This window comes from Pirellulales bacterium (assembly GCA_035546535.1).
Classification (GTDB): Bacteria; Planctomycetota; Planctomycetia; order Pirellulales; family JACPPG01; genus JACPPG01.
In genome coordinates this window covers 1-23,781 of record DASZWQ010000107.1, presented here as the reverse complement: position 1 = coordinate 23,781, position 23,781 = coordinate 1, and the positions used below count along the sequence as shown (strand labels likewise).

Sequence of the window (23,781 nt, the reverse complement as noted above, 5' to 3'; positions counted from 1 at the left end):
TGGCTTCGCACTTGGCGTCGAGATAGGGAAGGGACAATCGGCATGTCACGCAAAACCTTGTTGGTAATCGTCGTCACGTTCTGCTCGCTGCGCGGGCTCAACGCCCAGGGGGACGAATCGAAGGCGCCGCAGGACGCTTCCGTAGCCGACCCCGTCGACTTCGAGGCCCTCTTGCGGCGGCCAGTGCAGGTCGAGTTCGCCGACACGCCCCTCGCGGACGTGATCGATTACTTCGGCAAAAAGTTCGAGATCAACATCAGAGTCGATCCTAAGGGGATGACCGACGCAGCCGTTGATCCTTCGGCGATGGTCACGCTGTCGCTACGCAAACCGGTTTCGCTCGAAGCGGCGTTGCGGCTCGTTCTGGAAGAATTCGATCTAGATTTCACCGTTCAAGACGAAATTCTGAAAATCACGAGCAAGGAGAAGGCGGACGAGATACTGACGACAAAAGTTTATTCCGTCGGCGATCTCTTGGATCGCGGGCCGCGGCGTAGTGTCATTGATAACTTGATCAACACGATCACCAGCATTGTTCAGCCAGACACTTGGGACGACAACGGCGGGCCGGGATCGATTACGCGCGTGGCGTCGACGCTCGTAATCTCGCAGAAGTACGACGTGCACAAGGAAATCAAGGAGTTGCTTGCCATGTTGCGCGCCGAACTACCGAAGCGCGCCGAAAATGCTGCGGCCCATCCCAATCCGGATGAAGTAACCACGATGGTCTACCGGCTCGATAGTGCGGGTGGGCAAGACATGGCGGTAGCCCTCGCGACGATTTTGGATCCGGACTCGTTGCAGACCGGTGGCATTGCCGTGGTGAAAATGAAGGGGCCACGTGGCGATGAGGACCGCTCTTGGGATGCTTTAGTCGTCCGTCAAAAAGCGAGCAACCAAGAAAAGGTGCAGGAAGTTCTCAGTGAGTTAGGACGGCTCGGACATCCGGGCGGGATGATGGGGTTCGGCTATCAGCCCCCGATACGTTCCGAATAGCGCCTCGCGCGCAGAAAAACGCACCCACGGGGGGGAACAGGTCGCTCCGATTAGAAGAGGGCGAGGAACAGAGCGGTCAAGTCATCGCGATCCCGGGCAGCTGTCCTACTCCGCAATCGCTTCCTTGACCGGTTGGACGAAGTGCGGGGTCTTGGCCGAGGCGGTGAGTTCGGCGGCCTTCTTGTCGGCCGCTTTGCGCTCGCTGTAATCGAACAGGGCCACCCGCTTCATCGACTGGTTGAAAACACCCCAGAACGCCTTAAGGCGGACGTCCTTGGCAGCCTTGGCGCGGCTCTTGCGCTTCGCGGGGGCCTTCTTGGCGGGCTTGGCATCCGCGGCTTCGGCCGCCTCGGCCTCTTTACGCTTGTCCTTGCGACTGACGATCTTTGCCATGGCCTTTTTCTTCCCGCGACGATTCCCCGGAACCATCCACCCCGGCAATTCCCCACCGCCGAGGGGGAAACAGGGCGCCGAATGCCATAATAACCGATTCAGCCCCGATCGACTAGCGTAACCACGGGAGTTAGGCGAAACGAACGCTAGCACGCCCTCTCGACAATCGTGGGCACGGACCACTGTGGGTTGCACACACAAAACCTGGGTGGCAGTGGACACACCCGGGTGGCACGGACCACTCGCTTGTCCGTGCGCCGCTGAAGGAGCAGGAGCGGCTATGTCGAGGAGCGGCGGGCGAGCCCGCCGGCTAAATCAAAGAATCGGCCGGTTCGCCGGATGCATTTCTAAGGGAAGATGCACGGCGTCGGCGTCGCGCTCAGTCCTCGATCGTCCCCGGCCGGCCGTCCAGGCCGCCGGCGGCCTCGAACAGCCATAGCGCCTGCCGCACCGGGGCCACGTCGTGCACGCGGATGATCTGAACGCCTTGTTGTGCAAGCGCGAGCGCCACGCCGATCGTGCCGGGCGTGCGATCGGCCTCTTTGTCGCGAATTACCTTGCCGATGAACCCCTTGCGCGAATGCCCGACCAGGACGGGCTGCCCCAGCTCGTGCAAGCCACGGCAGGCGGCCAGGAGCGTCAGGCTGTGCTGGTGTGTTTTGCCGAAGCCGATGCCCGGGTCCAAGGCGATGCGCGCCCGGTCGATCCCGGCGGCGACGAGCACGTCGCGCCGGGCGCGCAAGTAGTCGTACACCTCGGCGACGACATCGTCGTAGCGCGGGTCGAGTTGCATGGTTTGTGGCGTGCCGCGCATGTGCATCGCACACAGGCCGGCCCCGGTCTCAAGCGCCAGGGGAATCATTTCCGGATCGCCGGCGAGCGCAGTAATGTCGTTGATGATCTCGGCGCCGGCAGCCAGCGCCTCGCGTGCCACCGAGGCTTTCCAGGTGTCGATCGATATCGGCACGCGCGTCGCCGCGGCCACCTGTTCGACCACGGGCAGCACGCGGCGCAACTCTTCGCGGGCGTCGATCACGTCCGCGAACGGGCGCGCGCTTTCGCCGCCGATATCCAACAGGTCGGCCCCCTCGGCCGCCAGGCGCAGCGCTTGATCGACGGCCGCATTCGTGTCGGCGAACTTTCCGCCGTCCGAAAAGCTGTCCGGCGTGACGTTGACGATTCCCATCAACAGCGGCCGAACCGGCAGCTCGAGCGAGCGCGTTTTCAGCCGCCACCGGCGGGCGCGATGCGAGATCTGGCCAGGATAGAGAAGTCGTTCGTCGGCGTTCATCCGCCCGAGCTTACCACGGCGTTTCCATCATGGAAACGATCTGATACGCCAGCCGATTGCAGACGTCTTGCTGCGCGGTGGCGATCGATTGACCGACTTCCGGCACGACGTCGGCCGTCTGATTGATGTTGGCTACGGTGCCTGGCAGCGGCGTCTTTTGCGATTGCGCGAGCAGCGCTCCCTGGCGATCGAGCCAGGTGACCTCGATGAAGTATTCGACCTGCGATTCGCGCGGCTCGTCGGTCGGCGACTCGACGATGATCCGTTTCACTTCGTTCAAGATACGGCCCGAGAGCACGCTGTCGGCGTTGGGATTGTTAACGACTTTGTAGTTCGTCCGTTTTTCGACTTCCTTGCACACCGCTTCGGTCAATTGCTCGGCCAGTCCACGGCGATAGCTGTCCGACTGGAACGTCGGTACATACACGGTCTGAATATCGGAGGCGAACATCGAGTCGGCGCCGAAGCGATAGCCGGCACAGCCGGCGACGCTCGCGCAGCAGCAGGCGGCGATCGCCGCCGCGCCGAACAGCCGGCGGCGAATGCGAGGCTCGCAAGCTAAGTTGGCGGGCTTTGTCATCGCTGATCCCCCGGTTGCCGCGCCACGGTGGGGGGCATTTGCGGCACGGCGCCCGGCGCCGGTTGGCCGGGGCCCGCCAAAAACGGCTGATCTTGCGGTTGCCCCGGTACTCCTGGTGCGCCGCCCGGAGCCTGATTGCCCGGCGGTTGCGCAGCAGCGGGCAATTGTGGCGCCCGTTTGAACTTGCTGGCGAGCCATTCGATTTCGTTCTTCGAATCGGGCGGCTTGTCCTTGATCTTGTCCATTTCCGCCTTGGCCAGGTCGGCAAACCGGCTTTGCGGATATTGCTTCACGACTTCGGTGTAGTAGTAGCGCGCGGCGTAGTAGTGCCGCGAGTTCTGATAGAACTGGCCGAGCGAGTAATCGCGCTCGGCGAGCTGCGCCTCGATGGTCTTCAGCGCCTGCGCGATGTTCTCGCGCTCGCCGGGCAGTTGCGCGGCAAACTGCGTTTGCAGGGTCTGCCCCAGCTTCTTGGCTTCCAGGAGCGGGCGCGGGTCGTAATGCGGCCCTTGATACGAGCGCAGCTTGGCCTGCATACCCAGCAAATGCGCCTGGGCCTGGAATTCGCTTTGCGGAAACTCGGTCCGCATCAGGTCATAATGGTACGCCGCGTCCTCCCAGCGCCCATTGATGAACAACGTGTTGGCCGTGGCCATCGTCGCATCGTCGGCCAACGGGCCGGTCGGGTCATCCATGCGGATGCTTTCGTAGATGGCCACCGTGTTCGAGATCGTGTCCCAGACGGGCATCGACTTGTCTTTGAAGTTCAGCCCGTGGACCGGATCGTCTTTGCTGCGCTGTTCCCAATACCGGCCGATCGCGAAGCGGCGCTTGATCACCAGGTCTAAATGGCGAGAGTTCTCATACTTCTTGACCAGCTTGCGCCAGGAATTGCTCGCTTTCGGGTAGTAATTCATCTGGAAATACGATTCGCCCAGCATGAAGAGCGCATCTTCCTGCAGGTTGGAGTCGGGCCAGCGGTCGGCGGCGACTTTGAAATGCTCGGCGGCTTCCTCGAAGTCCCCTTCGCGGAAAGCAAGATCGGCCAGGTTGTAGTTGTGTCGGGCAAAATCCTCATCCGGTTCGCGCCCGACCAGCTTCCTCCACCGCTCGCTGATGCGCTTCGGCGACATGTAATCCTGCACGCGCTCGAAGGTGGTGGGCTTCTTCTCTTCGGGGTCCAAAAGGTCGGGGTCGACGATTCCGGGACTGAAATTGATCGGTCCGCCGGTACCGGCGGTCGAGGTCGGCGTAGCGTTCACTTGCGGCGCCGCGGCACGCGGGGCACCTGCCACCTCGGGCTGCAACGCCGCATTCGATGCTTGCACGGCGCTCGGGGAGTAGGGGGTGAGCGGTCCCTCGACCGAGGTGATCTGCTTCGAGCTGCTGCACCCAGCCGCGGCGCAGAGCACCGCCACGAGCAGTCCCATCAGGTGCTTGCCGAGAACCACGCGCATGCCGACTTCCGTGTTCGCTGCTAACTGGCCTTTGTACCCAAGTACCCGTGCATGCGCAGTTTGCGCCCCAACAAGTTGCACAGGTACTGATTCATCAATCCGCGCAGCTCTCCGCTGATCGATCGCGCTAACGCGACCGGGTCCCCCGCCTCCGCCGATTCGTCCGCTAGTTGTCGCAATGCCGTGATCCCTGGCTCGCTGACCGATACGATCTGTCGCTTGCCGGGCCGGCACGCTTCGCACAGCACGCCGCCGGACAATTGCCCGAACGCCACCCGACCTCGCAAGCTGATTTCCTTGCCGCATTCGGCACAGTGGGAGAGCGCGGGCTGATGCCCGAGCAATCGCAACGCCGTTAACTCCCAGCGCAACAAGACGACGTCCACAGGCGCATGTCCTTCCATCAGCCGCGACAGCGTGTGAATCGCGGCATCGAAAAGTTCGGGATGTGGATCGGCGTCGTCAGTGAGCTCGTTCAACAACTCAGCGACGTAGTAGCCCGCGTAAAGACTTGATAGGTCGCGGTTCGCCGGCCGAAAGCGCCGCTCGAGCTTCGCTTCGGTCAGCAAATCGAGGGCTTCGGACGATTTGCGGAGGAAGACTAGCCGACACAACGACAGCAGGTCAAGGGCAGACTCGAAGGGCCCCTTCGGCCGTCGCGCTCCCTTGGCCAATCCGCGTATTTTGCCGAAATCGCGGGTAAACAGCGTGACCACGCTGCTTGTCTCGCTGAACTCAACGGCCCGCAGGACCAGGGCCAGTGTCTTTTCGGCCGCCATAGTGTCTTACGCGTTTTCACGCGCGCGTCGGATCGAGCACCTCGATCCGCACGCGTTCGATGCGCCGGCGGGTGACATCAATGACCGTCAGGCGCACTTCGTCGACCGTGATCGATTCGCCCACCGTGGGGATATGTCCGAGGTGGCTGAAGACGAACCCGCCGATCGTGTCAAAATCGCCATCTTCCGGCAGATGAGTGTTCAGCCGCTCGTTCACCTCATCGACGCGCACCCGGGCTTGCACTTCGGCCGTATGATCGTCGATGCTCTTGATACCCTCGACCAGGTCGTCGTCGTATTCGTCGACGATTTCGCCCACGATCTCTTCCAACAAATCCTCGATCGTGACCAGGCCCGACACCCCGCCGAATTCATCCAGCACGACGGCCATGTGATTGCGGTTCTGCTGGAACTCCTGCAACAGCTCGTCCAGCCGCTTCGTCTCGGGCACGAAGAGCGCCGGCCGCAGCAAGCCGCGGACATTCGGCACGCGTTCGGCCGATGGCTTGAGTAGCTCGGGCAGCAGGTCCTTCATGTGCAGGATGCCGATGACGTCGTCGCGGTTCTTGTCGTACACCGGAATCCGCGTGTGGCCGGAGCTGATCACGAACCTGACGACCTCGTCGAGCGACAAGCCGGCGCGCATCGACAGCATGTAGGTGCGAGGAGTCATCACCTGCGCCACTTCGGCATTGCCCAGCTCGATCACCCCCTCGATCATTTCCCGCGCGTCCTCGACGAGCGAACCGTCGCGGTGGCCGTCGCCCCGCATGCCGCGCGTGTCGCCGTCGAGCGCCTGTTCGGCGCCGCTGGTCGACGATTGACCGGTTGCCTTTTGCGCCATGACGTCGAACCGCTGCGCCGCGAAGACGAACGGAGTAAGGCAGCGGCTGACCGCGCGCCAAATAGGCCAGGTCGCCGTGATGAATCGCGTGCCGAAAATTCGTGCCAAGGGTGCGGGAATCCAGACGTTCATCGCCAACAGCAAAAGCGTGCCTGCGGCCGCGATCAAGGTAAACTGCGCCAGCATGCTCCAGGCGGCAATCGCCGGCTGAGCGAGCAAGAACTCGGAGAGCGCGGCCACGGCCACGGCGCTGGCGATCGTCTGCAGGCTTTCGGCGCCCAGCGCGACATGCCGATGGTCCGCCAGAATCTCGCGCGCCAGGCTCTCCATACGACGACGGCGGCAGGCTTCTTCAAGATCCATGCGCGACAAACCGCGCAGCGCACGCCCGGCAATGGCCGCGATCGTGGCGGCCAACATGGCGGCGATCGTCCAGAGGATCATGCTGCCGGCGATCACGGCTGGTTCCCCTCCCCGAGTAATTGCGGCTCGCGTCCGCTCCGGTCTGGCCGCGATGACGCAGAATCGTCTTGGGCCTGCAGCCCGCATTGCGCCAGATACCGCTTCTCGGCGGCGCGCATGCGGGCGATGTCGGCCGGCTCGTGATCGTTGTAGCCCACCAGGTGCAACGTCCCGTGAATCACGTACAGCAACAGCTCGTCGGTCGCCGGCCATCCATAGCGCGGGGCGCTGGCCGCGGCGGTATCGGCGCTGACGATGATTTCGCCTTCCAACCCGGCGGTTGATTCTTCCAGGACAAAGCTCAGCACGTCCGTCGGGTAGTCGTGCGCCAGGAAACGTCGGTTCAGCTCGTGGATCGTCGGGTCGTCGACCACGGCTACGCTGATCGTGGCCGCGCTGCGCCCTTCGCCGGCGAGCACCGCGGCCACGGCCGCACGAAGGCGCTGCTCATCAATCGGCAGGCGCGACTGCTCGTTAGTGATATCGATTTGAATCACGTTCCGACTGCGCATCGAAATATCGGATTCCAGAGGCTGCTGCCCTGTTTCGAGGCCCGGAGAGGCCCGACGCCTCACGCCGTCCGCTGGTCGGGGTATTTGACGCGACCGTGGTACACGGCGGTGAGTGATTTTATCAAACTATCGCGAACGATGCGGAGTTGCTTGAGCGTCAGGCCGCATTCGTCGAACTGGCCGTCCAAGAGCCGCTTCATGGCGATATCCTCGACCAGGCCCTCGATGCGTGCCGGCGTGGGCTCGACAAGCGCCCGCGCGGCGCTTTCCACCGCGTCGGCCAGCATCAATACGGCCGCCTCGCGGGTTTGCGGCTTCGGGCCTGGGTAACGAAACGCTTCTTCGTGTACCGATCCGCCGTTGGGATTCGTTTCGTTCTGCTGGTTGGCGCGGCGGTAGAAATACTCGACCAGCGTCGTGCCGTGATGTTGCTCGATGAAATCGATCACGGGCTCGGGTAGATGATGCTGCCGGGCCAGATCGGCACCGTCTTTCACGTGCGCGATAATGATCAGCGTGCTCATCGCCGGCACGAGCGAATCGTGGCGGCTGCCGTTGGTGCCCTGGTTTTCGACGAAGTAGTCGGGCTTGAGCATCTTACCGACGTCATGGAAGTACGCGCCCACGCGCACCAGCAAGCGGCGGGCGCCGATCGCTTCGGCCGCGGCCTCGGCGATCGAGGCGACGTTGATCGAGTGGTTGTAGGTTCCCGGCGCGCGGCGGACCAGTTCCTGCAACAGCGGATGCGAGGCGTCCCCCAGTTCCAACAGGCTGATATCGGTCAGCACGCCGAATACGCTCTCGATAAACGGCAGCAAGCCCGTGACGAAGAACCCGGCAGCAAAAGCCCACAGCCCGTCTTGCAGCGCCAACTGGCAAAGTGGCCTGGCCAGCGACTGTCCTTGCAAGAGCCCCGTGATGAGGTACAGGGCGAACGTCGCCAGGCCGGTGAAGAAGCCGACTTTGATCAGTTTGCTGCGGCTGCGAATGCGACCCAAAAGCAGGATGGCGGTCGCCGTAGCTCCGACCAGCACGACGAATTCGCCCAGCCCATAGCCGCTGACCAAACCCAGGAAGATCAAGAGCGACGTGGACATGAGCAAGGCCAGCTCGCGCTTGTAGGCGATGCCGCAAGTCATGCCGAAGATCAAGACCGGCACGATCTCCGCGCGCCACGGGTAGGGCCACGCCCAACAGGCCATTGCCGCCGAGACCGTGATCAAGAGCAGCAAGGTCGCCAGGCGACGCGCATCCTTGAGCAAGCGCCGGTCCTGGTAGTAAATGAAATAGCCGCACAGCGCATACAGCGCGAAGATCAAGCCGAACGTGGCCAGCGATCGCACCAGCCCATGCGTGCGCGGGGCCAGGCTGACCTCGTGGTTATGGTCCTGTTCCAAGAGCAGGATCATTTCGGGCGTCAGCGGCTCGCTGGCGCGCACCAGCTCGTTGGCGGTCGAGCGAGGATCTCCGTCGGTGGGATCGATGGGAATGACGAGCGAAATGTCCTCGCTCAGCACGTCCCCCACGCGATAAGGAAAAGGCGGTTCCCAGGCCTTGGTGACGGCCCACAGCAGCACGGCCGTGGCCAGACACATGGCGGCGCGTGTGATCACGTCCATCCGCTGCGCCCGCTGCCACAAACGTGCCAGCCGGCCGGGCGGGGGTCGGAATGATACTACGCGCGAACGCGTCGTCTTTTTGGAACCAATGGACATATCGATCAGGCGGAGGTGCTGCGCCGCTTAGGCCCATCCTCGTAGGCGCGCACGATATCCTGCACCAGACGATGGCGCACGATGTCCGCATTGCTCAAGCTGATTTGCGCCAACCCCTTGATTCGCCGCAGTCGTCGCTGGGCGTCGACCAGTCCGCTGGTCGCATGAGGGGGCAGGTCGATTTGCGTGGTATCGCCCGAGACGACGATCTTCGATCCTCGTCCCATGCGTGTGAGAAACATCTTCATCTGCGAGACGGTCGTGTTCTGCGCCTCGTCCAGAATGATGAACGCGTCGTTCAACGTGCGGCCGCGCATGTAGGCCAGCGGAATGACCTCGATCAGATCCTGGTCCGTGTAACGGCGGATCTGGTCGTAGTCCATCATTTCGCGCAAGGCATCCAACAGCGGCCGCAGGTAAGGATTGATCTTCGCTTGCAGGTCGCCCGGCAGGTAGCCCAGGCTTTCGCCCGCTTCGACCGCCGGTCGGACGAGCACGATCTTGCGAATGCGCTCCTGCTTCAGCGAGGCCACGGCCATGGCGACGGCCAGGTAGGTTTTTCCAGTCCCGGCAGGTCCTGAACAGAAGACGATGTCATGCTCGGCGATGGCTTGCACGTAGCGCGCCTGGCCCGGCGTGCGGGGAACGATTTTGCGCCCGGCATTGAGCACCTCGATCGCGGGAGCGGCGCCGGGCGTCTCATTGGTGATGTCCGCCAGGATGTGGGTCACCTGGTCGGCTTCCACGCTCCCTTGGCGGTGTACCAGCGCCTTGAGCTGCTCAAGCACTTCGGTGGCGCGCGCGACCGCGTTATCCGATCCTTGAATATGAATCTGGTCGTCACGCGCGGAGATATCGACAGACAGAGCGTCGCGAATCTTCCGCAGGTGTTGGTCGCGAGTACCGAAGAGCGAGACGAGCGCCTTCGAGTCGACCACCGAAATGGTTGCTTCTGTCATCAAGGAATGCCGCAGCCGCTGCAGGCCGGGGCAACCGGAATGGAACTTATATCCCTCAGGTATTTTATAACTTACGGCGGCCCGGGACGAATAGAGTCGGGCAGCACTTCCGTCACAACGTGCTGTGGCGAAGCTACTTGCGGCATCGCACCAGATTCCTGCCAACCGCCCTGCAGAACCGCTACAACCGTTTGTCCGAATTTGTTGGTCTCCATTACCCAGTGCGGCGCCTGTCGCGCGCGTTCACAGCAAGTACTCCCACCACACGTAAGCGACCGGCGCCGCCACCAGGATGGAATCGAGCAAATCGAGCACCCCCCCGAAGCCGGGCATCCAGGTGCTCGAATCCTTGCGGCCCAGGTCGCGCTTCAGCAACGACTCGGCCAGGTCGCCGAGCATCCCGGCGGCCCCCACGGTAATGCCGAACCCCAGCCACTGCCATACGTCGATTTGCCGGGCTGTCGCGCTTTCCAGGCGAGGACAGATCACGACGAACGACAGCCACGCCGCGAAGACCGCGAACGCGAGGCCGCCGACCGCGCCTTCGATCGTCTTTCCCGGGCTCAGGTGCGGCGCCATCTTGTGCCGGCCGATGAGCCGACCAACGGTATAAGCGCCGATGTCGCACATCTTCACCACCAGGATCAACGAAGCGATCGCGCCCAGCCCCACGGCGCCGACCGGCTCGACGAAGCGCAGCTGCACGGCGAAGCTCAAGAGCAGGCCGATATACACAAGCGCGAGTGCCGCGGCCGCCAGTCGCTCGGTCTGACGCGCGGGCTCGCGATAGCGATAGACCTCTTCCGCGATCGCGGCGATCATCGCACCAGCCAGCGCCAGCGCCGGCCAACTCCAACTGTCACCTGTCGCCTGCGGCCACCAGTGCGAGGCGCCGGCCGCCAAGACAATCGCCCCGTTGCCGACATAGGTCACGATGCCAAGCGGCGCCGCAGCGCGGGCGGCGAGCATGCGCGACAATTCGTCGGTAGCCAGCAGGGCAATGCCCACGACCAGGGGCAATAACCACGTGCCGGGTGTCTGGGCCTGCGCGTCGGCCCAGCACAGCGCGGCGATGGCCGCTGAAAAAATAACACCCAGCGTGATCCGCCAGCGAAGCATGAGTCAGAAACCGGCCGAGGAGCGAAGTCGATTGCGTCCCATCATAGAGGGCGATCGGCGGATTGACGAACCCCCTTCGTGCCGCGGAACCACCCGGGGCATGACCTTCTCGCGCCCGACGGTTAATGGACCAAAAATCCTGCGGTTGGTGACCGCATGGGAACACACCTTCAGATTCGCCTTGCCGACGCACTGGCGGGATTGACCTGCTTCGCCTGTGTCCTGGCCTTGTCCATCCATAGCCCGGGCATTGAGTCGTTGGGCGCACTTCGAGCCATGGCCGGAACGAGTCTAATCATCTCCAGTGTCTGCTGGCCGTTCGGCGGTTGGCGCCTTGCACTAACGGCTGCAGCGTTTTCGATCGCGTGCCAACTAATCGTGGCGGCGCTCTGCATTGCTCTCGTGTTGCTGTTCTTCGGCGGCGTGGTCTTGTGAGGCGCAGCGTTAACGCGACTTAAGCTGCCGCCTACGAGAGCCAGAACTGCCAGCGCACCGTTTGCGGCAGAGTTCGCCCAGTGGCCGGCAGCGGCGCAATGGTCAGAGCCCCGGCTGCCGCGTCGACAGATAACGACGTCGTTACCGGATCAACGGCGAGCGTGACGCCCGGCGCGAGTTCCACCTTCGCGGCGTCGATCAACCCGAGCGAAGCCAGGCACCGATATTGGCTCCCTAAGCGTCCCGGCGCTTCGCGCATACGACACGCAATATCAAAGGCGAGGCGTGGCGCGGCGAACGACCGCGGCGCAGGTGCGTCCGGCCCGGGCATCAGCAACGAATGCGGCGGGCCGCCTCCAGGGGTAAATCGTTCCGCGCCCGCCGGCGGTGCGTGAGGAGCACCAGCGTCGGAAGTCACGTCGTTCACCGATACGACCACCGACCAATGGCTGTGGCCGGCACGACCGACGGCCATCAAAACTCGTTCGCCTGGCCGCTCCTCAAGCTGCCAATCGGTCAGCGGTGGGCTGGGGGGCCATGCGTCGTTGGCTTCGGCGCCCGTCGACTGGTCGATCGATTCCAGAAGTGATACGACCTGCGCCTCATCGCTATCGTGCGTCTCCAGCTCGATGCGGTGCCCCAGCCGATCGCCGCGAGCAAACCACGCGCAGCGCAGTGGCCCGGCAACGAGCGGCTCAGGAACTTTCACGATCGTCCTCGCTCGGCTTGCCGGCGCGCCAGCGCAGAAACGCATCGAGGAACGGCTGGATCTTGCCGTCCATCACGCTCTGAAAATTGCCGATGGCGTAACCGGTGCGCGAATCCTTCACCCGCTGATCCGGGTGCAAGAAGTAGTTGCGAATCTGCGAGCCGAAGCCGGTCTTCGCCTGGCTCTGATATTTCGCGGCCTGCTCGGCCTCGCGTTTTTCTTCTTCCAGTCGCGCGAGTCTCGCCCGCAGCATTTTCTGCGCAAGCGCGCGATTCTTGTGCTGGCTGCGCTCCTGCTGGCATTGCACGACCACGCCGGTGGGCATGTGCGTCAGGCGGATCGCGCTCGACGTCTTATTGACGTGCTGGCCGCCGGCGCCGCTAGCGCGAAAGACGTCTTCGCGCACGTCCTCGTCGCGAATTTCGATCTCGACCGAATCGGCCACCTCGGGCGACACGTCGACCGCCGCGAAGCTGGTTTGCCGCTTGCCTTCCGCGTTGAAGGGGCTGATCCGTACCAGGCGGTGCATGCCGGTCTCGCCCTTCAAATAGCCGTAGGCCATCGGCCCGCGGATCATGACCGAGGCGTTGTTGATGCCGGCCTCTTCGTTATCCTGCCGGTCGAGCAGCTCGACTTCGTAGCCGTTGTCCTCGGCCCAATGAAGATACATCCGCAGCAGCATTTCGGCCCAATCGTTGGCGTCGGTGCCGCCGTCGCGGGCGTTGATCGAGAGGATGGCGTTGTTGGGGTCGTGCGGGCCGTTGAGCAGGGCCTTCAGCTCGAGGTCTTCGAGCGTGGCTTCGAGATGGTCGAGCTGCGGCGGAATTTCGGCTGCCAGGCCTTCGTCCTCGTCGGCCAGTTCCAGCATGACGTCCAGGTCGCTGACCGCTTTCACCAGCTCGCGCAGCGGCTTCACGATCGCCGATACGGCTTTCAACTCGGCCACCGTGGCTTGAGCGGCCTCGGGCTTATCCCAGAAGCCCGGCTCGCTCATCTGCGCTTCGATCGCGGTGACGCGCTGTTGCCGCGCGTCAAAGTCAAAGAGAGTCCCGCAGTTGGGTGACCCTCTGGCGAATACCCTTGGCGCGATCGGCAAGCTCTTTGTTCACGGCAGTTAAACCTCGCGAAACGACGCAACAGATTGGAAATCCAAAGAGAGAACGGAGGAATTGTATCGGTTGGCGCGGGAACGGGCCACCGACGTGCTTTTGATCGGCAAACCCTTATCGGCCCCCACGCTGTAACGATTGCAACTGGCCGCACGCAGCCCGGGCAGGCGTCAAAATCGTTGCCATGCCGGCGGCTGAATCGGAAGCTATATTTCCGCGTGGTCCGTGCCCCCCGAGGGCGCGCGTTTCCCCGCGCGACTTGCCATCACTTTTAAGGGATCGAGGTTGATATCATGGGAAATCGACGAGGGATCTTCGTAGCCGGTCTGGTCCTTGGCAGCAGCCTGTTTTTGCAATGGGCCGCTCCTCTCTCCGCGCAGCAAAAGCAAGGCGCCGGCGAAAGCGGCACGAAGGATGATGCCAAGGAGAAGGCAACCGAAAAAGACCTCGATCTGCGCTACGCCAAGGCCTACGTGCGCGTGATGGAAGCCACGCTGGCCAAGTATCAAGAAACCAACCGCCGCTTGCCCAATACGATTCGCCCGACCGTCATCCAGGCCATCCAAGAGGGGCTTCGCGAGGCTCAGGAACGCGTGAAGCTGGTCGACGACGACGCGAGCAACGACGGCGATATCTTCGTCTCGGGCGCCGAGGCCGAGCTGCGCGAAGAACAAGAAGCCCTGCGCAAGGCCGAGGCGGCGAACGTGCAGTTCTCGGGCACGATCAGCGCCGAGGAAATCGCGCTCCTCAAGGCGCGGGTCGAGTTGGCCACGATCAATTTGCAGAAGGCCAAGCATTTGGGTGTCGAGTCGGACCTGTCGAACGTCCGGTTCGAGCTCGAGCAGCTGCGCGAGGAAGTCGCCGAGCTGCGCATGTACGTCGCCCTGCTGCGCGATCGCAACTAACTGCGCAGCGCGCACGACAAGAGCGGTGGGGCGGCGGCCGCGCTGGCGGCACTTCGGCCATTGGGTCGCCAAAACTCCGCATACTTCACATTCCCGTCGCAGGCGCCGCGGTAGTGGCGGACTGATCGGCGACCGCCGTGGCGCCCCGTCTTTTGGGCGTCCTCCCTTCGATTGGCGCGCGATTTGCCCAAGCTGGTCGGCGGCGAATCAACCGACCTGTCAACCGATCCGTCGCCGAACATGGTCGAGGCAATCCATGCGACTGGCGCTTTGCGCGTTACTGCTTCTGGCCGCGGGTGAGCACGTCCAGGCCGAGGACTATGTCTTCGCAGGGCCGTGGAAGACGACCAATCGCAAGCTCGACGGGGTGATGACGGCCATCATCACGCCCGAGGCGAACCAGCAATGGCAAGGCCGCTTCTTCGGCACCTGGCAAGGCGTGGACTTCGACTATCGAGTGAGGTTCCAGGGTTCACCGGATCACCTGCATGGAACAGCCGTGATTGAGGGCGCCGAGTACCAGTGGCGGGGCCGCATCAATGGAGAGTTGTTTCGCGTGAACTTCGGCGGCGATCGCTACGAGGGGAATTTCGAACTGAAGCGAACCAGACTGCCCGCGGCGCTACCGGCTCGCCATCCAACAACCATGTCTTGAACAACCTTCCTCTGAACTTCGGAGATTTACCGTTATGGCAGACGACAAATCGGCCGCTCGCGAAAAGCTCATTGCCGCGCTGAACGAAGATCTGGCGCGCGAGTACCAGGCGATCATCGCTTACGTGAACTACAGCCAGGTGCTGAAAGGGGCGGAGTACATGAACATCGCCGGCGAACTGGAAAAGCACGCCGGCGAGGAATTGGCCCACGCTCTGAAGATCGCTAATCAGATCGACTATCTGGGAGGCGCGCCGACCGTGACACCCAAGCCCGTGAAAACGTCGGAAGACGCCAAAGCGATGCTGCGATTCGACCTGGACAACGAATTGCAGACGATCGCCAACTACCGCCAGCGCATTCGCCAGGCGGACGCGCTGGAAGAATACGCGCTGTGCGAAACGCTGCGTCAGATCCTGGTCGAAGAGCAGGAGCATGCCGTCGACCTGGCCACGGCGCTAGGGATTGATGTGCCCGAGATTCCGAAGCTGTGAAAACGGCGCCGATCAGTCTTAAGCTTTGGGCGACACCGGCGAGGCAATTGCGCCGCCACCATCGGACGGCACGATCGCTGAGGAAGTCGGCATCGACGCAGCGGGCGCGAGGAAGACATCCATCTCGTGGTCCACGTACTCGATCGGTGGCAGCCACAATCGCTTCGTCCGGCGAAACGGACGATCGGGCCAGCCGTGCAAGTGGATGTAGACATGGCGGCGCGAGCGCCGACAGCCAAGGCGCAGCTTGAAGCGATCGGAGTCCGACCCCATGAAGACGTGCTCCACGCGCCGCTGCATGGCGAAACGCAAATTCTCGTAAAACAAATTGAAATACAGATCCGACGCCTCTTTCCCGGCGTAGTCGAGCCCAATGAACTGCCCATAGTACGAGTTGTGGGCGATGATACCGATCGCGAACCCCACCGGTCGCTCATTTTGATAGAGAATCGTCGCAAGGAACTGTTCGCCAAACTGTTGTGCGAGTGCGCGAAAATAAGCGGCCGGCAAAACGTGCATGACGATGTCGGCGCGACGAACGACCTGCAAATACAAGTCGTACACTTCGTCCGTGAACGCGTTCAGAAATGCGTCACCTCCGCTCAGGTGAGCAACGCGAATCCCCGATTTCGCGAACTTGCGTTCGGAACGGGGAATCATCCGCCGGTAATGCGATTTCATCGCCGCCACGTATTCCTCGAACGTCCGCCCCTGCGCCGGCAGCACATACATGGGCGGGCTGTCCGCCCGCGCGTAACCAAGATCTTCCAGGCCGTGTAAATCCGCTGCTTGGGTGTCGTCGAATTCCATCAAAACCGTAGCCCAGGCGCGCGCCGGGCGACGCAGTTCTTCCTGAGCGCGATGAATCGCCTGCAATGCCGCGGGCACGTCCGTACCATGCCGAAAGCGCAATTGGTTCCAACCGGCCGAGGCGGGCAGGCCACAAAAAAGCATCGGGAAGCGAAAGAACTTCTGGCGCAGACGACGTATGGCCTGGGCCACGCGGCGCACGCGCGGCGGCGCTAATAAGAGGGTGTCCGCGCGCTCGGCGAAGAAGCAGGAGATGGCCGCCGGATGATCGTCTTCGTCGTAGACGATCACGTTCGAGAACCGGGCCTGATTCGCCATGCTCTCTTGCACGGCCGCGATCATCCGCGGATCGACGTACGGATCGTCGTATCGTTCGCTGACGACCAGCCAGTCGTGCAGCAGCTCGCCGGTCAGTGCTGGGGTGATGACGTATCGCATCGGGGCGCCCCGAAAGGCCCTTTAGCATCCTGGTAATCCGACGAGCGAAAATCGTATTAAGCCGATGCTAACCGAGGTGGAACACAAGAGATACTCTTAAAAAATACGCTGTATCCTCACTGCCGGATTGCCTCACGCCTATCGCCAATGCACGTGCAGCCGGCGCGCTCCGTCGAGCGGAAACGACCTGTCCATTCTTACGCATATCAAGCTGAAATCACGCGGCATCGTGATCCAGCCGGTCTGGGCCAGCGGCATGAACGGGTAACAGGGCAGCCGCAACGCCAGTGCGAACTTGGCACCTTCGCCGACGATTTGATCCAAGGCGGCCCGCAGCAGGTCCTTGCTCTCCGATAAAGTCATCGAACCGAAAGCCATCAGGTCGACCATGGCGCCGGGCAGCGGGTAGCGGCCGAGGAAATCGAGCAGATACCAGTTCACGAAACCGGCGACGCGCCCGTCCTTTTCGGCCACCAGCGTGCGCGGCATGTCGCTTCCCGCGAGCTGATGCGCCAGCCGCTCGCGGCTCCAGACGTAACCCAGGTCGACTCGATCGAGCAGACCGTGAGCCAGCTTCAGGCAGTCATCCAAATCCTCGGGCCGATAGCGTCGATAGACACCTTGCCGCCTGGGCTTCGGATGCCGGCTTTGGAACGCTCCCAGGATGCGCGATCCGATGCGATCGCGCAGCGTCAGGTCCCACTGCGAGACCAGCGGCGGATCGAACATCCGCGCCCAGAAGCCCACGTGCCCCAGCAGCACCGTGTTGTCCGGAAAGCTCTTCCAGAATTTCGGGCCCATGCTCATGCGAGCGCCGGTGTAGCCGTAACCGAGATGGAACTTCGCGTCGTGTTCCAAATGTCGTCGGCGCTGCTCTTCGAAGAGCTTGATGCCGATTCCCTGCCGGCGATAGTCCGGATCAACGGTGAGCCAACTTCCCATCGTGGCGTCGAAATCCTGGCCGTGCAGACGGAAGCGAAATTTCTCGCCCAGCAAGCTGCCGATCAGTTTCGTGCCGTCGTACGCGGCGACCAGAAAGTCGCGTCCGCCCGGCCGCTGGGCGAGCAACTGCCAATCGAAATAGCGGGCATCCCACAGCGGCAGCATCATCTTGCCGGCATAGGTCCCCTGCCAGATGCGCGCGGCGAACTGGGCAATCGTCGCGGCGTCTCCCTCGTAGGTGCGAGTCTCGATCATCGGTGAACATCAAGGATGGGCGAATCTACTTGGCGCCGGCCAAGCAGCGAACCCATCAAGCATAGTCACCACGCAGGCCGGTTTCTGGCCGCATCGGCCACTTTTTCCGTCCCCCGGGGCGACCCTCCCCCGTCCACCGAGGATCATTTCGTGTGCTGGACGTCCCTAATCCTGGATGAGCCGCCGCCCGAGTTCCTCGATCGACACCCCGCGCACCAGAAACTGTTTGATCCGCGACGTGGCTCCCGAGAGCAGTTCCACCTGGCTGCGGGCGAGCGACAAATGCTCGCAGAGCACGTCGATGATCGCCTGGTTGGCTTTGCCCTTGTCCGGCGCGGCGGTGACGCTGACCTTCAGATGGCCGTCGTGTTCGCCGGTGATGCAATTGCGTCTGGCGCCGGGCTGGGCTCGCACCGGCAACACGACGCCATCGGCGTGCGATTTCAGAGCGATCATCGTTCCCTTCCTTCATTCAAACAACGCCGAGCCGACGCGGACGATCGTGGCCCCCTCTTCGATCGCCACTTCGTAATCGCCGCTCATGCCCATCGATAGTTCATCGAGCGACACGTTGACCGGCGCCGCCGCGCGCAAGTCGTCGCGGAGCTGTCGCAGCCGGCGGAAATCATCTCGCGCGGCGACGGCATCATCGGCGCGACCGGCCATCGCCATCAGTCCGCGTACTTGCACGCGCTGGAATTCTCCGAAGCGGTGGAGCGAGGCAGCCATTTCGCCGGCAGCGAAACCGTGCTTGGCCGGATCGGCCGAGATGTTGACTTCGACCAGCACCGGCACGCATTCGATCTTTTGCTCGGCGGCCGTGTGCTCGATCGATTCGGCCAGCCGCAGGCTGTCGCAGGAATGAAGGAGTGACACGAGCGGCAACGTGCGCGCCACCTTATTGCGCTGCACATGGCCGATCATGTGCCAGCGGATACCGCGATGGGCGAATCGTTCAGCTCGCTGCCAGAGTTGCTGCGGCCGGCTCTCTCCCAAATCGTGGCAGCCGGCATCGATGAGAGTTTCGATCGACGCTTCCTCGGCATATTTCGTAACCGCGACGAGCGTGATACCTTCGGCCGTTCGGCCAGCGCGCGCCGCGGCCGCCGCGATCCGCTCGCGGACGTGGGCCAGATTGTCGGCAATGCGGCGAGCGTCGGACATCGATCAAGGGAAGAGGTTCGCCACGGCAAGCCAGTGCGCTGCGAGCAGCGCAACGCCGTCGAACAAGGTTACCAACAAGCGACAGCGGCAACCATGCACGCGCTCGCGCGCGGATGATCCGCGGCAATTCCGACTGCGGTCGGAGGGGCGCGGCGGGGACTACTCGATTTCCACCAGCGGTTCGATCTCGCCGTCGGTCTTGAACCGCGCCACCAGGAATTCCGAGACCAGGTTGTGTCCCAACAGCGTGCGATTCCCTCGCGGGCCCAGCGATCGGTAAACGAACCAATGCTCGTTGCGCACCTGTACGCGGTAGCCCACCGCCAGGTCGGGCGACAGCGTCTGCCGGTTTTCGGCCACGGTCAACTGCCGCCAGGTGGCCGGGCGGAACATCCGCCGCGGGTGCAGATCGATAAACAAGGGAGCATACAGGCAGCGCGCTTCCTGTCGGGCGGCGCGCAGCTCGAGCGATTGCTCGGTGGGAGATTCCAAGGCGCCAGCGCTCGGCTCGGCCCGCCATTCACGCAACGCCAACGGAAAGACAAGCCCGCGCGGCTTGCCGCCGACGAGATATCCTTCGCGCGTTTCGGTCGAGGGATCGAAGCTGATGTCCGCTCCCAGCGGAAACGCGCCGCGGTATTCGAGCGCCGCCGGTTCCGTACCCAACACCGCATCGGCCAGGAACAGAAACCGATCCTCGCGCGCCAGCACGATCTGTCGCTGCACGCGAATGCCCTGCGGCAGCGCGATTTCCAATTCGAGGTAATCGGCATCGTCGGTGCTGGTCCAGCAGACTTCGTCCCATTCGGCATCCGTTTCCGGGACGAGCAACTCGCCATTGCGGCGGACCTCGCACGTCCACGTTCCCGACCATAGTACGTCGCGGCCGCTGCTCAGCTCCATGCGCGTCGTAGCCCCTGACCGCGCGAGCACGACCCGTTCGCGCCCGCGCGACCAGTTGGGACGCAACACCGTGACGCCGGCCGTTTCGTTGTTGGCGGCCGGGGCGGGCAATGATTTGTCCGGCAGGTTTCGCGGCAGGTCACGATCGCCGATGAGGGCCGTGGCCAATGCACGCTCCGATCGGTCAAGCCCTGCGCATGCGGCGGCCAGAAGATCGCGGCGCGTACGATCGGCCGGCGCCGTCGCAAAGGGCATTGTTCCATCACGCCGTGCCAGACGGAGCATCTGGCGGACGAAATGCGTGTATCGTTCTTCGGCCTCAGCGTTCCAGCCGGCTTTTTTCAAGTGGCACGACAGCTCGCGCGAACGAGCCCATGTGGCCAAGAGCGCCGGCACCAGGTCCAACTGTTTGGCCGATGGCATCCCATCCGCCGCCACGAGTGTCCGCAGCGCGGTTGCCAGCTCCTGACCGCCGCGCCGCGCCAGCTTGCGGGCCGGCTTCAATTCGGGCAGGACGTACGCGAGCGAAAACGGAAGCTCGGCGCCCAGCCATTGCCGCGCGAGCCCGTCCTGCAAGGCGTCGGCCGTATCAGCGACGCGGAGCAGAGAATCGAGCAATTGCCACCAGGCGTCGCCCGGAAGCTCGGCAGCCAGGGCCGGCAGCGCCCGAGCCCAGGCCAGGCCCTCGAGACCGAAGAGCGGCGCCTGGCGTCGCGCCGCATCGGCCATCCAGGCGAGCGCCAGCTCGAGCGGTGATCCACTGAGCGGCCACGATTTACCACGCTCCACTCGATCCAACGCGACCACGAGATCGCGCGTCGACGGTAGCCGCGCGGAGAGCGTCGTCGCTGTACAAGCAGGCATGCCCCAGGCCAGAGACGGTCCTTTGCCCGGGAATAGCGTCGCGATGCTGACCTTGGCCGCGCGACGAGCCAGGTAGGCGCGCCATTCATTCCAGCCTTTGCTGTCGGTGCCCCAACTTTCGGCGCGGACGATGTGCCCCGGCGTCGAACGATGCCAGATGGCATCGCCCATGATGGCGTCTCCCGCGGTCGAATCCAAGGAGGCGGCGTGGCTGCCGATCACGTCGCGAACATGGGGATCGCGACTGCGGAGCGGTAGAACGCTGCGAGAGGCGGCGCCGCGGCTGGGCATGGTTGCCATCAGTGGCTAAATCCTTACTTCCTTCGATCCCTCACCCGGCCGCCACGGGCGCGGCCCGGCAGTGAGCAATCGTCTTTCTGGGACGGGTGCAGCGCGTCTGCGCAAACCGCGCTGGTTCTTTCGCCGCGCATGCGACGAACCAATTGGACGCCCTGCCAGCACGGCAGTATCTTAACAGTGTGAAGCGAGATTTAAACCCGTCGTGCGGGGAGATTTTCGCGAAAACCACCGTTCATTGGCCCGAGGATTTATGAGCCGTTCCATGCAGCGAGGAATGCTGGCGATTACTGCGGTGGCGGCGGTCGTTTTCTTGCACGCCGCGCCGGCCGCGGCGCAAAAAAAAGAGTCCACCGCGTCGGCGTCCAGCGCCGCGTCGAATCTTGACCCCCAGGCGGATCGTGACGACACCAAGGATCCGCCCGGCACCAGGCGGCTCATGCCCGACGGCAAGGTCTGGCTCGACCTGAAGAACAAGCGGGTGATCGTCGTGGGCGAGGTGTGTCAGCGCGAAGGGCAGATGGAGATGTTCGCGTGCCTCAAGGGAACGAAAGAGCACGAATCGATCGTGGCGGTGCCCACCAAGGCCCACGTCGTACACGCGGCGCTCATCAGGTTGGGTGCCATGCCGGGCGCCGCGGCGCAATTCGTGCCAAAGTACCAGCCGGCGCATGGGCCGCGCGTCGACGTGACGGTGTACTGGACCGACGAGCAAGGGAAGCGTCGCCAGGCCAACGCCCAGGACTGGATTCGCAACGTAAAAACCGGCCGCGCGATGACCGACTATTGGGTGTTCGGCGGCAGCGGCTTTTGGAAAGACGACACCAGCGGCGAAGAGTTCTACAAGGCCGAGGACGGCGACTTCATCTGCATCTCGAATTTCAATAGCGCCATGCTCGACCTGCCGGTCGAGAGCAGCCAGTCGAACGAAGCATTGCTGTTCGAGGCCCTGACCGATGCCATCCCGCCGCTGGGGACCAAGGTCTCGGTGGTGCTGACGCCGCGGTTGGACGAGAAAGCGAAGAGCAAGCCGCCCGCAAAGTGATGCATTCGTGCCATGCTTTTTCGCCACAGGCGAATAAGCATGCTCCGCGCCGACCCGAATCGGGTGCCACTGGTGGCTCGTCCACCAGTGCCGAAGTGCGACGCACGCGCGGCCCGGCAGCAGATGCAGAAGTAGCTGCTCGCGCAGGTGCAAGTTGCGGCGTGCTTATCGCCGACGGCGAAAAGCATGCCACTCGTGCCATCGCTCTACACCAACTCCTCGATCACCGTCCCTTCGTTCAACAGCGCCTGCGGCCGCCCGGAAAGATCGGCGAACGTCGTCGCCGGGTCGATGCCGAGATGCCGGTACATCGTGGCCACGACGTCGTACGGCGTGATGGGGCGGTCCTTCGGCACTTCCCCCTTGTCGTTTGACGAACCGATGACCTGCCCCATGCGCAAGCCACCACCGGAAACGAGCACGCTCATCACTTGTCCCCAGTGATCGCGGCCGGCCGAAGCGTTGACCATCGGCGTGCGGCCGAACTCGCCCCACACGACGACGAGCACCTGGCGATCGAGCCCGCGCTGGTACACGTCTTCGACCAGCGAGGAGATGGCCGAATCCATGCGCGGCCCGGCGCTCTGCATTCCTTTCCGGATGTTCACGTGCTGATCGTAGCTGAACGAATGGGGATCGAAGTTCACGGTGACGAACGTCACGCCCGCCTCGACCAGTCGCCGGGCGAGCAAGCAACTCTGTCCCCAACGGTGCAGGCCGTATCGCTCGCGCGTCGCGGTATCTTCGCGCGACAAATCAAACGCCTCGCGGGCTGCCGCCCCGGTCACCATTTCGTACGCCGCGCGGTCGAATTGATCGAGCGCTTGCATGGCCCCCGATCGATCGCTTTGGCGGCGCAGCCGGTCGAAATGCGCAAGCAGCGAACGGCGATCGCCGAGCCGGTCGATCGTCATGCCATCGGCCAGTTGCAAGTTGGGTACCTGGAATTTGCGGTCGGCCGGGTCATCGGTCAGGTAAAACGGATCGTACCCGCCGCCTAGATATCCCGAGCGAAAGTTCGGCACGAACACCAGGTTCGTCACCGGCTGAAAGCCCAGGTGGACGTAGGCCGGCAAGCCCGGGGTGTTCGCGCCGCGGACACGTGCGGTGATCGACCCGGTCGACGGCTGAAACTTGGTTGCTTTGCCGGTTACGCAAAAGTACATGCCGGCGTCGTGATCGCCGCTGTTGTGATAGACGCTGCGCAGGATCGCCACGCGGTCCAGGATTTGGGCGTGACGCGGCAAGACTTCGCAAATCTGCACGCCCGAGAGCCGCGTCGCAATCGGACCGAATGAACCTCGATATTCAACCGGGGCGTCCGGCTTGGGGTCGTAGGTTTCGAACTGCGACGGTCCGCCGCCCAGCCAGATCTGGATCACGGCCGTGTCGCGCGCCGGTCGCCCGGCCTGGCGCGCCGAAGCGCGCGCGGCGAGCAATTGCGGCAGTGCCACGCCCGCCCCGCCCGCGGCGACCGTGGTATGAAGAAACGCGCGACGATTGATCGACGAACCGGCCAGCCCGCGGCAGGTCGATTCGTGACGAATGCCCTGTGTACTCATCGCATCGTGCTCCGATCAAAAGGCCGTCCCATCAAAAGACGCTGATGCGTGCGCTTTGGTATACTGCGCGCCGACCGAAATGGCAACG

23 protein-coding genes are annotated in these 23,781 nt (G+C 63.3%); 5 read left to right on the top strand and 18 right to left on the bottom strand.

From position 1 onward, the window contains the following. Positions 1–42 precede the first annotated feature (42 nt). Positions 43–996 (top strand): hypothetical protein, encoded by a 954-nt coding sequence (locus VHD36_13195; protein ID HVU88269.1) that lies wholly within the window; start codon positions 43–45, stop codon positions 994–996. 105 nt (positions 997–1,101) lie between these two features. Here the strand turns inward: VHD36_13195 and VHD36_13190 are convergent, their stop codons facing one another. From VHD36_13190 to prfB, 12 genes are all read right to left on the bottom strand, one after another. Next, positions 1,102–1,389: a hypothetical protein gene (locus tag VHD36_13190; GenBank protein ID HVU88268.1), complete on the bottom strand. Its 288-nt coding sequence runs from the start codon at positions 1,387–1,389 to the stop codon at positions 1,102–1,104. A gap of 379 nt (positions 1,390–1,768) precedes the next feature. Further along, a complete protein-coding gene (gene folP / locus VHD36_13185; protein ID HVU88267.1) occupies positions 1,769–2,680 on the bottom strand; it encodes a dihydropteroate synthase in 912 nt (303 codons plus the stop codon). 10 nt (positions 2,681–2,690) lie between these two features. Continuing rightward, a complete protein-coding gene (locus VHD36_13180; GenBank protein ID HVU88266.1) occupies positions 2,691–3,260 on the bottom strand; it encodes an LptE family protein in 570 nt (189 codons plus the stop codon). Continuing rightward, entirely contained in the window at positions 3,257–4,717 is a 1,461-nt protein-coding gene (gene bamD / locus VHD36_13175; protein ID HVU88265.1) for an outer membrane protein assembly factor BamD, read from the bottom strand. The genes VHD36_13180 and bamD overlap by 4 nt, the downstream gene beginning before the upstream one ends. 20 nt (positions 4,718–4,737) lie before the next feature. Beyond that, a complete protein-coding gene (gene recO, locus VHD36_13170) occupies positions 4,738–5,496 on the bottom strand; it encodes a DNA repair protein RecO (GenBank protein HVU88264.1) in 759 nt (252 codons plus the stop codon). A gap of 16 nt (positions 5,497–5,512) precedes the next feature. After that, a complete protein-coding gene (locus VHD36_13165) occupies positions 5,513–6,799 on the bottom strand; it encodes a hemolysin family protein (GenBank protein ID HVU88263.1) in 1,287 nt (428 codons plus the stop codon). Beyond that, on the bottom strand, positions 6,796–7,314 hold the full coding sequence (gene ybeY, locus VHD36_13160; GenBank protein ID HVU88262.1) for an rRNA maturation RNase YbeY: 519 nt from the start codon (positions 7,312–7,314) through the stop codon (positions 6,796–6,798). Before ybeY ends, VHD36_13165 begins: the two co-directional genes overlap by 4 nt. A 59-nt stretch (positions 7,315–7,373) precedes the next feature. Next, entirely contained in the window at positions 7,374–8,933 is a 1,560-nt protein-coding gene (locus VHD36_13155; protein HVU88261.1) for an HDIG domain-containing protein, read from the bottom strand. Between the two features lie 101 nt (positions 8,934–9,034). Then, the gene (locus VHD36_13150) at positions 9,035–9,988 is read right to left on the bottom strand and encodes a PhoH family protein (GenBank protein HVU88260.1); all 954 of its coding nucleotides are present in this window, start codon (positions 9,986–9,988) and stop codon (positions 9,035–9,037) included. Between the two features lie 243 nt (positions 9,989–10,231). After that, positions 10,232–11,107 (bottom strand): phosphatidate cytidylyltransferase, encoded by an 876-nt coding sequence (locus VHD36_13145; GenBank protein HVU88259.1) that lies wholly within the window; start codon positions 11,105–11,107, stop codon positions 10,232–10,234. A gap of 466 nt (positions 11,108–11,573) precedes the next feature. Continuing rightward, a complete protein-coding gene (locus VHD36_13140; protein ID HVU88258.1) occupies positions 11,574–12,251 on the bottom strand; it encodes a hypothetical protein in 678 nt (225 codons plus the stop codon). Then, positions 12,238–13,360, bottom strand: a protein-coding gene (prfB, locus tag VHD36_13135; GenBank protein ID HVU88257.1) for a peptide chain release factor 2 whose coding sequence is annotated in 2 segments (ribosomal slippage) — positions 12,238–13,290 and positions 13,292–13,360 — 1,122 coding nt in all. Because the reading frame shifts where the segments join, the coding sequence is not laid out codon by codon here. The genes VHD36_13140 and prfB overlap by 14 nt, the downstream gene beginning before the upstream one ends. 293 nt (positions 13,361–13,653) lie before the next feature. Between prfB and VHD36_13130 the strand changes: the two genes are divergently transcribed. From VHD36_13130 to VHD36_13120, 3 genes are all read left to right on the top strand, one after another. Further along, complete coding sequence (locus VHD36_13130; protein HVU88256.1) at positions 13,654–14,265, top strand: hypothetical protein; 612 nt, start codon at positions 13,654–13,656, stop codon at positions 14,263–14,265. A gap of 256 nt (positions 14,266–14,521) precedes the next feature. Next, positions 14,522–14,920 (top strand): hypothetical protein, encoded by a 399-nt coding sequence (locus tag VHD36_13125; protein ID HVU88255.1) that lies wholly within the window; start codon positions 14,522–14,524, stop codon positions 14,918–14,920. 34 nt (positions 14,921–14,954) lie between these two features. Continuing rightward, positions 14,955–15,413, top strand: coding sequence for a ferritin-like domain-containing protein (locus tag VHD36_13120; GenBank protein HVU88254.1), 459 nt, complete (start codon positions 14,955–14,957; stop codon positions 15,411–15,413). An 18-nt stretch (positions 15,414–15,431) separates the two neighbouring features. Here the strand turns inward: VHD36_13120 and VHD36_13115 are convergent, their stop codons facing one another. The 5 genes from VHD36_13115 to VHD36_13095 form a co-directional block, all read right to left on the bottom strand. Beyond that, positions 15,432–16,661, bottom strand: coding sequence for a GNAT family N-acetyltransferase (locus VHD36_13115; GenBank protein ID HVU88253.1), 1,230 nt, complete (start codon positions 16,659–16,661; stop codon positions 15,432–15,434). Positions 16,662–16,799: 138 nt separating this feature from the next. Beyond that, positions 16,800–17,858 carry a GNAT family N-acetyltransferase gene (locus tag VHD36_13110; protein ID HVU88252.1) on the bottom strand — a complete coding sequence of 353 codons (1,059 nt, stop codon included), beginning with the start codon at positions 17,856–17,858 and terminating at the stop codon, positions 16,800–16,802. 165 nt (positions 17,859–18,023) lie between these two features. Further along, complete coding sequence (locus tag VHD36_13105) at positions 18,024–18,314, bottom strand: DUF167 domain-containing protein (GenBank protein ID HVU88251.1); 291 nt, start codon at positions 18,312–18,314, stop codon at positions 18,024–18,026. 12 nt (positions 18,315–18,326) lie between these two features. Beyond that, complete coding sequence (locus tag VHD36_13100) at positions 18,327–19,022, bottom strand: YggS family pyridoxal phosphate-dependent enzyme (GenBank protein HVU88250.1); 696 nt, start codon at positions 19,020–19,022, stop codon at positions 18,327–18,329. 159 nt (positions 19,023–19,181) lie between these two features. Then, positions 19,182–21,089 carry a hypothetical protein gene (locus VHD36_13095; GenBank protein HVU88249.1) on the bottom strand — a complete coding sequence of 636 codons (1,908 nt, stop codon included), beginning with the start codon at positions 21,087–21,089 and terminating at the stop codon, positions 19,182–19,184. A gap of 262 nt (positions 21,090–21,351) precedes the next feature. On the opposite strand from VHD36_13095, the gene VHD36_13090 reads away from it, so the two are divergent. After that, positions 21,352–22,131 carry a YdjY domain-containing protein gene (locus VHD36_13090; protein HVU88248.1) on the top strand — a complete coding sequence of 260 codons (780 nt, stop codon included), beginning with the start codon at positions 21,352–21,354 and terminating at the stop codon, positions 22,129–22,131. A 206-nt stretch (positions 22,132–22,337) separates the two neighbouring features. Here VHD36_13090 and VHD36_13085 read toward each other — a convergent pair whose 3' ends face one another. Further along, positions 22,338–23,693, bottom strand: coding sequence for a DUF1501 domain-containing protein (locus VHD36_13085; GenBank protein ID HVU88247.1), 1,356 nt, complete (start codon positions 23,691–23,693; stop codon positions 22,338–22,340). Positions 23,694–23,781: the final 88 nt, after the last annotated feature.

Coding starts and splice junctions, on each gene's coding strand:
- bamD (HVU88265.1), bottom strand. CDS start 4,717: ATGCGCGTGGTTCTCGGCAAGCACCTGATGGGACTGCTCGTGGCGGTG.
- VHD36_13180 (HVU88266.1), bottom strand. CDS start 3,260: ATGACAAAGCCCGCCAACTTAGCTTGCGAGCCTCGCATTCGCCGCCGG.
- VHD36_13145 (HVU88259.1), bottom strand. CDS start 11,107: ATGCTTCGCTGGCGGATCACGCTGGGTGTTATTTTTTCAGCGGCCATC.
- VHD36_13195 (HVU88269.1), top strand. CDS start 43: ATGTCACGCAAAACCTTGTTGGTAATCGTCGTCACGTTCTGCTCGCTG.
- VHD36_13100 (HVU88250.1), bottom strand. CDS start 19,022: ATGTCCGACGCTCGCCGCATTGCCGACAATCTGGCCCACGTCCGCGAG.
- folP (HVU88267.1), bottom strand. CDS start 2,680: ATGAACGCCGACGAACGACTTCTCTATCCTGGCCAGATCTCGCATCGC.
- VHD36_13120 (HVU88254.1), top strand. CDS start 14,955: ATGGCAGACGACAAATCGGCCGCTCGCGAAAAGCTCATTGCCGCGCTG.
- VHD36_13155 (HVU88261.1), bottom strand. CDS start 8,933: ATGGACGTGATCACACGCGCCGCCATGTGTCTGGCCACGGCCGTGCTG.
- VHD36_13085 (HVU88247.1), bottom strand. CDS start 23,693: ATGAGTACACAGGGCATTCGTCACGAATCGACCTGCCGCGGGCTGGCC.
- ybeY (HVU88262.1), bottom strand. CDS start 7,314: ATGCGCAGTCGGAACGTGATTCAAATCGATATCACTAACGAGCAGTCG.
- VHD36_13105 (HVU88251.1), bottom strand. CDS start 18,314: ATGATCGCTCTGAAATCGCACGCCGATGGCGTCGTGTTGCCGGTGCGA.
- VHD36_13190 (HVU88268.1), bottom strand. CDS start 1,389: ATGGCAAAGATCGTCAGTCGCAAGGACAAGCGTAAAGAGGCCGAGGCG.
- VHD36_13125 (HVU88255.1), top strand. CDS start 14,522: ATGCGACTGGCGCTTTGCGCGTTACTGCTTCTGGCCGCGGGTGAGCAC.
- VHD36_13095 (HVU88249.1), bottom strand. CDS start 21,089: ATGGCAACCATGCCCAGCCGCGGCGCCGCCTCTCGCAGCGTTCTACCG.
- VHD36_13110 (HVU88252.1), bottom strand. CDS start 17,858: ATGATCGAGACTCGCACCTACGAGGGAGACGCCGCGACGATTGCCCAG.
- VHD36_13115 (HVU88253.1), bottom strand. CDS start 16,661: ATGCGATACGTCATCACCCCAGCACTGACCGGCGAGCTGCTGCACGAC.
- VHD36_13090 (HVU88248.1), top strand. CDS start 21,352: ATGCAGCGAGGAATGCTGGCGATTACTGCGGTGGCGGCGGTCGTTTTC.
- recO (HVU88264.1), bottom strand. CDS start 5,496: ATGGCGGCCGAAAAGACACTGGCCCTGGTCCTGCGGGCCGTTGAGTTC.
- VHD36_13150 (HVU88260.1), bottom strand. CDS start 9,988: ATGACAGAAGCAACCATTTCGGTGGTCGACTCGAAGGCGCTCGTCTCG.
- VHD36_13130 (HVU88256.1), top strand. CDS start 13,654: ATGGGAAATCGACGAGGGATCTTCGTAGCCGGTCTGGTCCTTGGCAGC.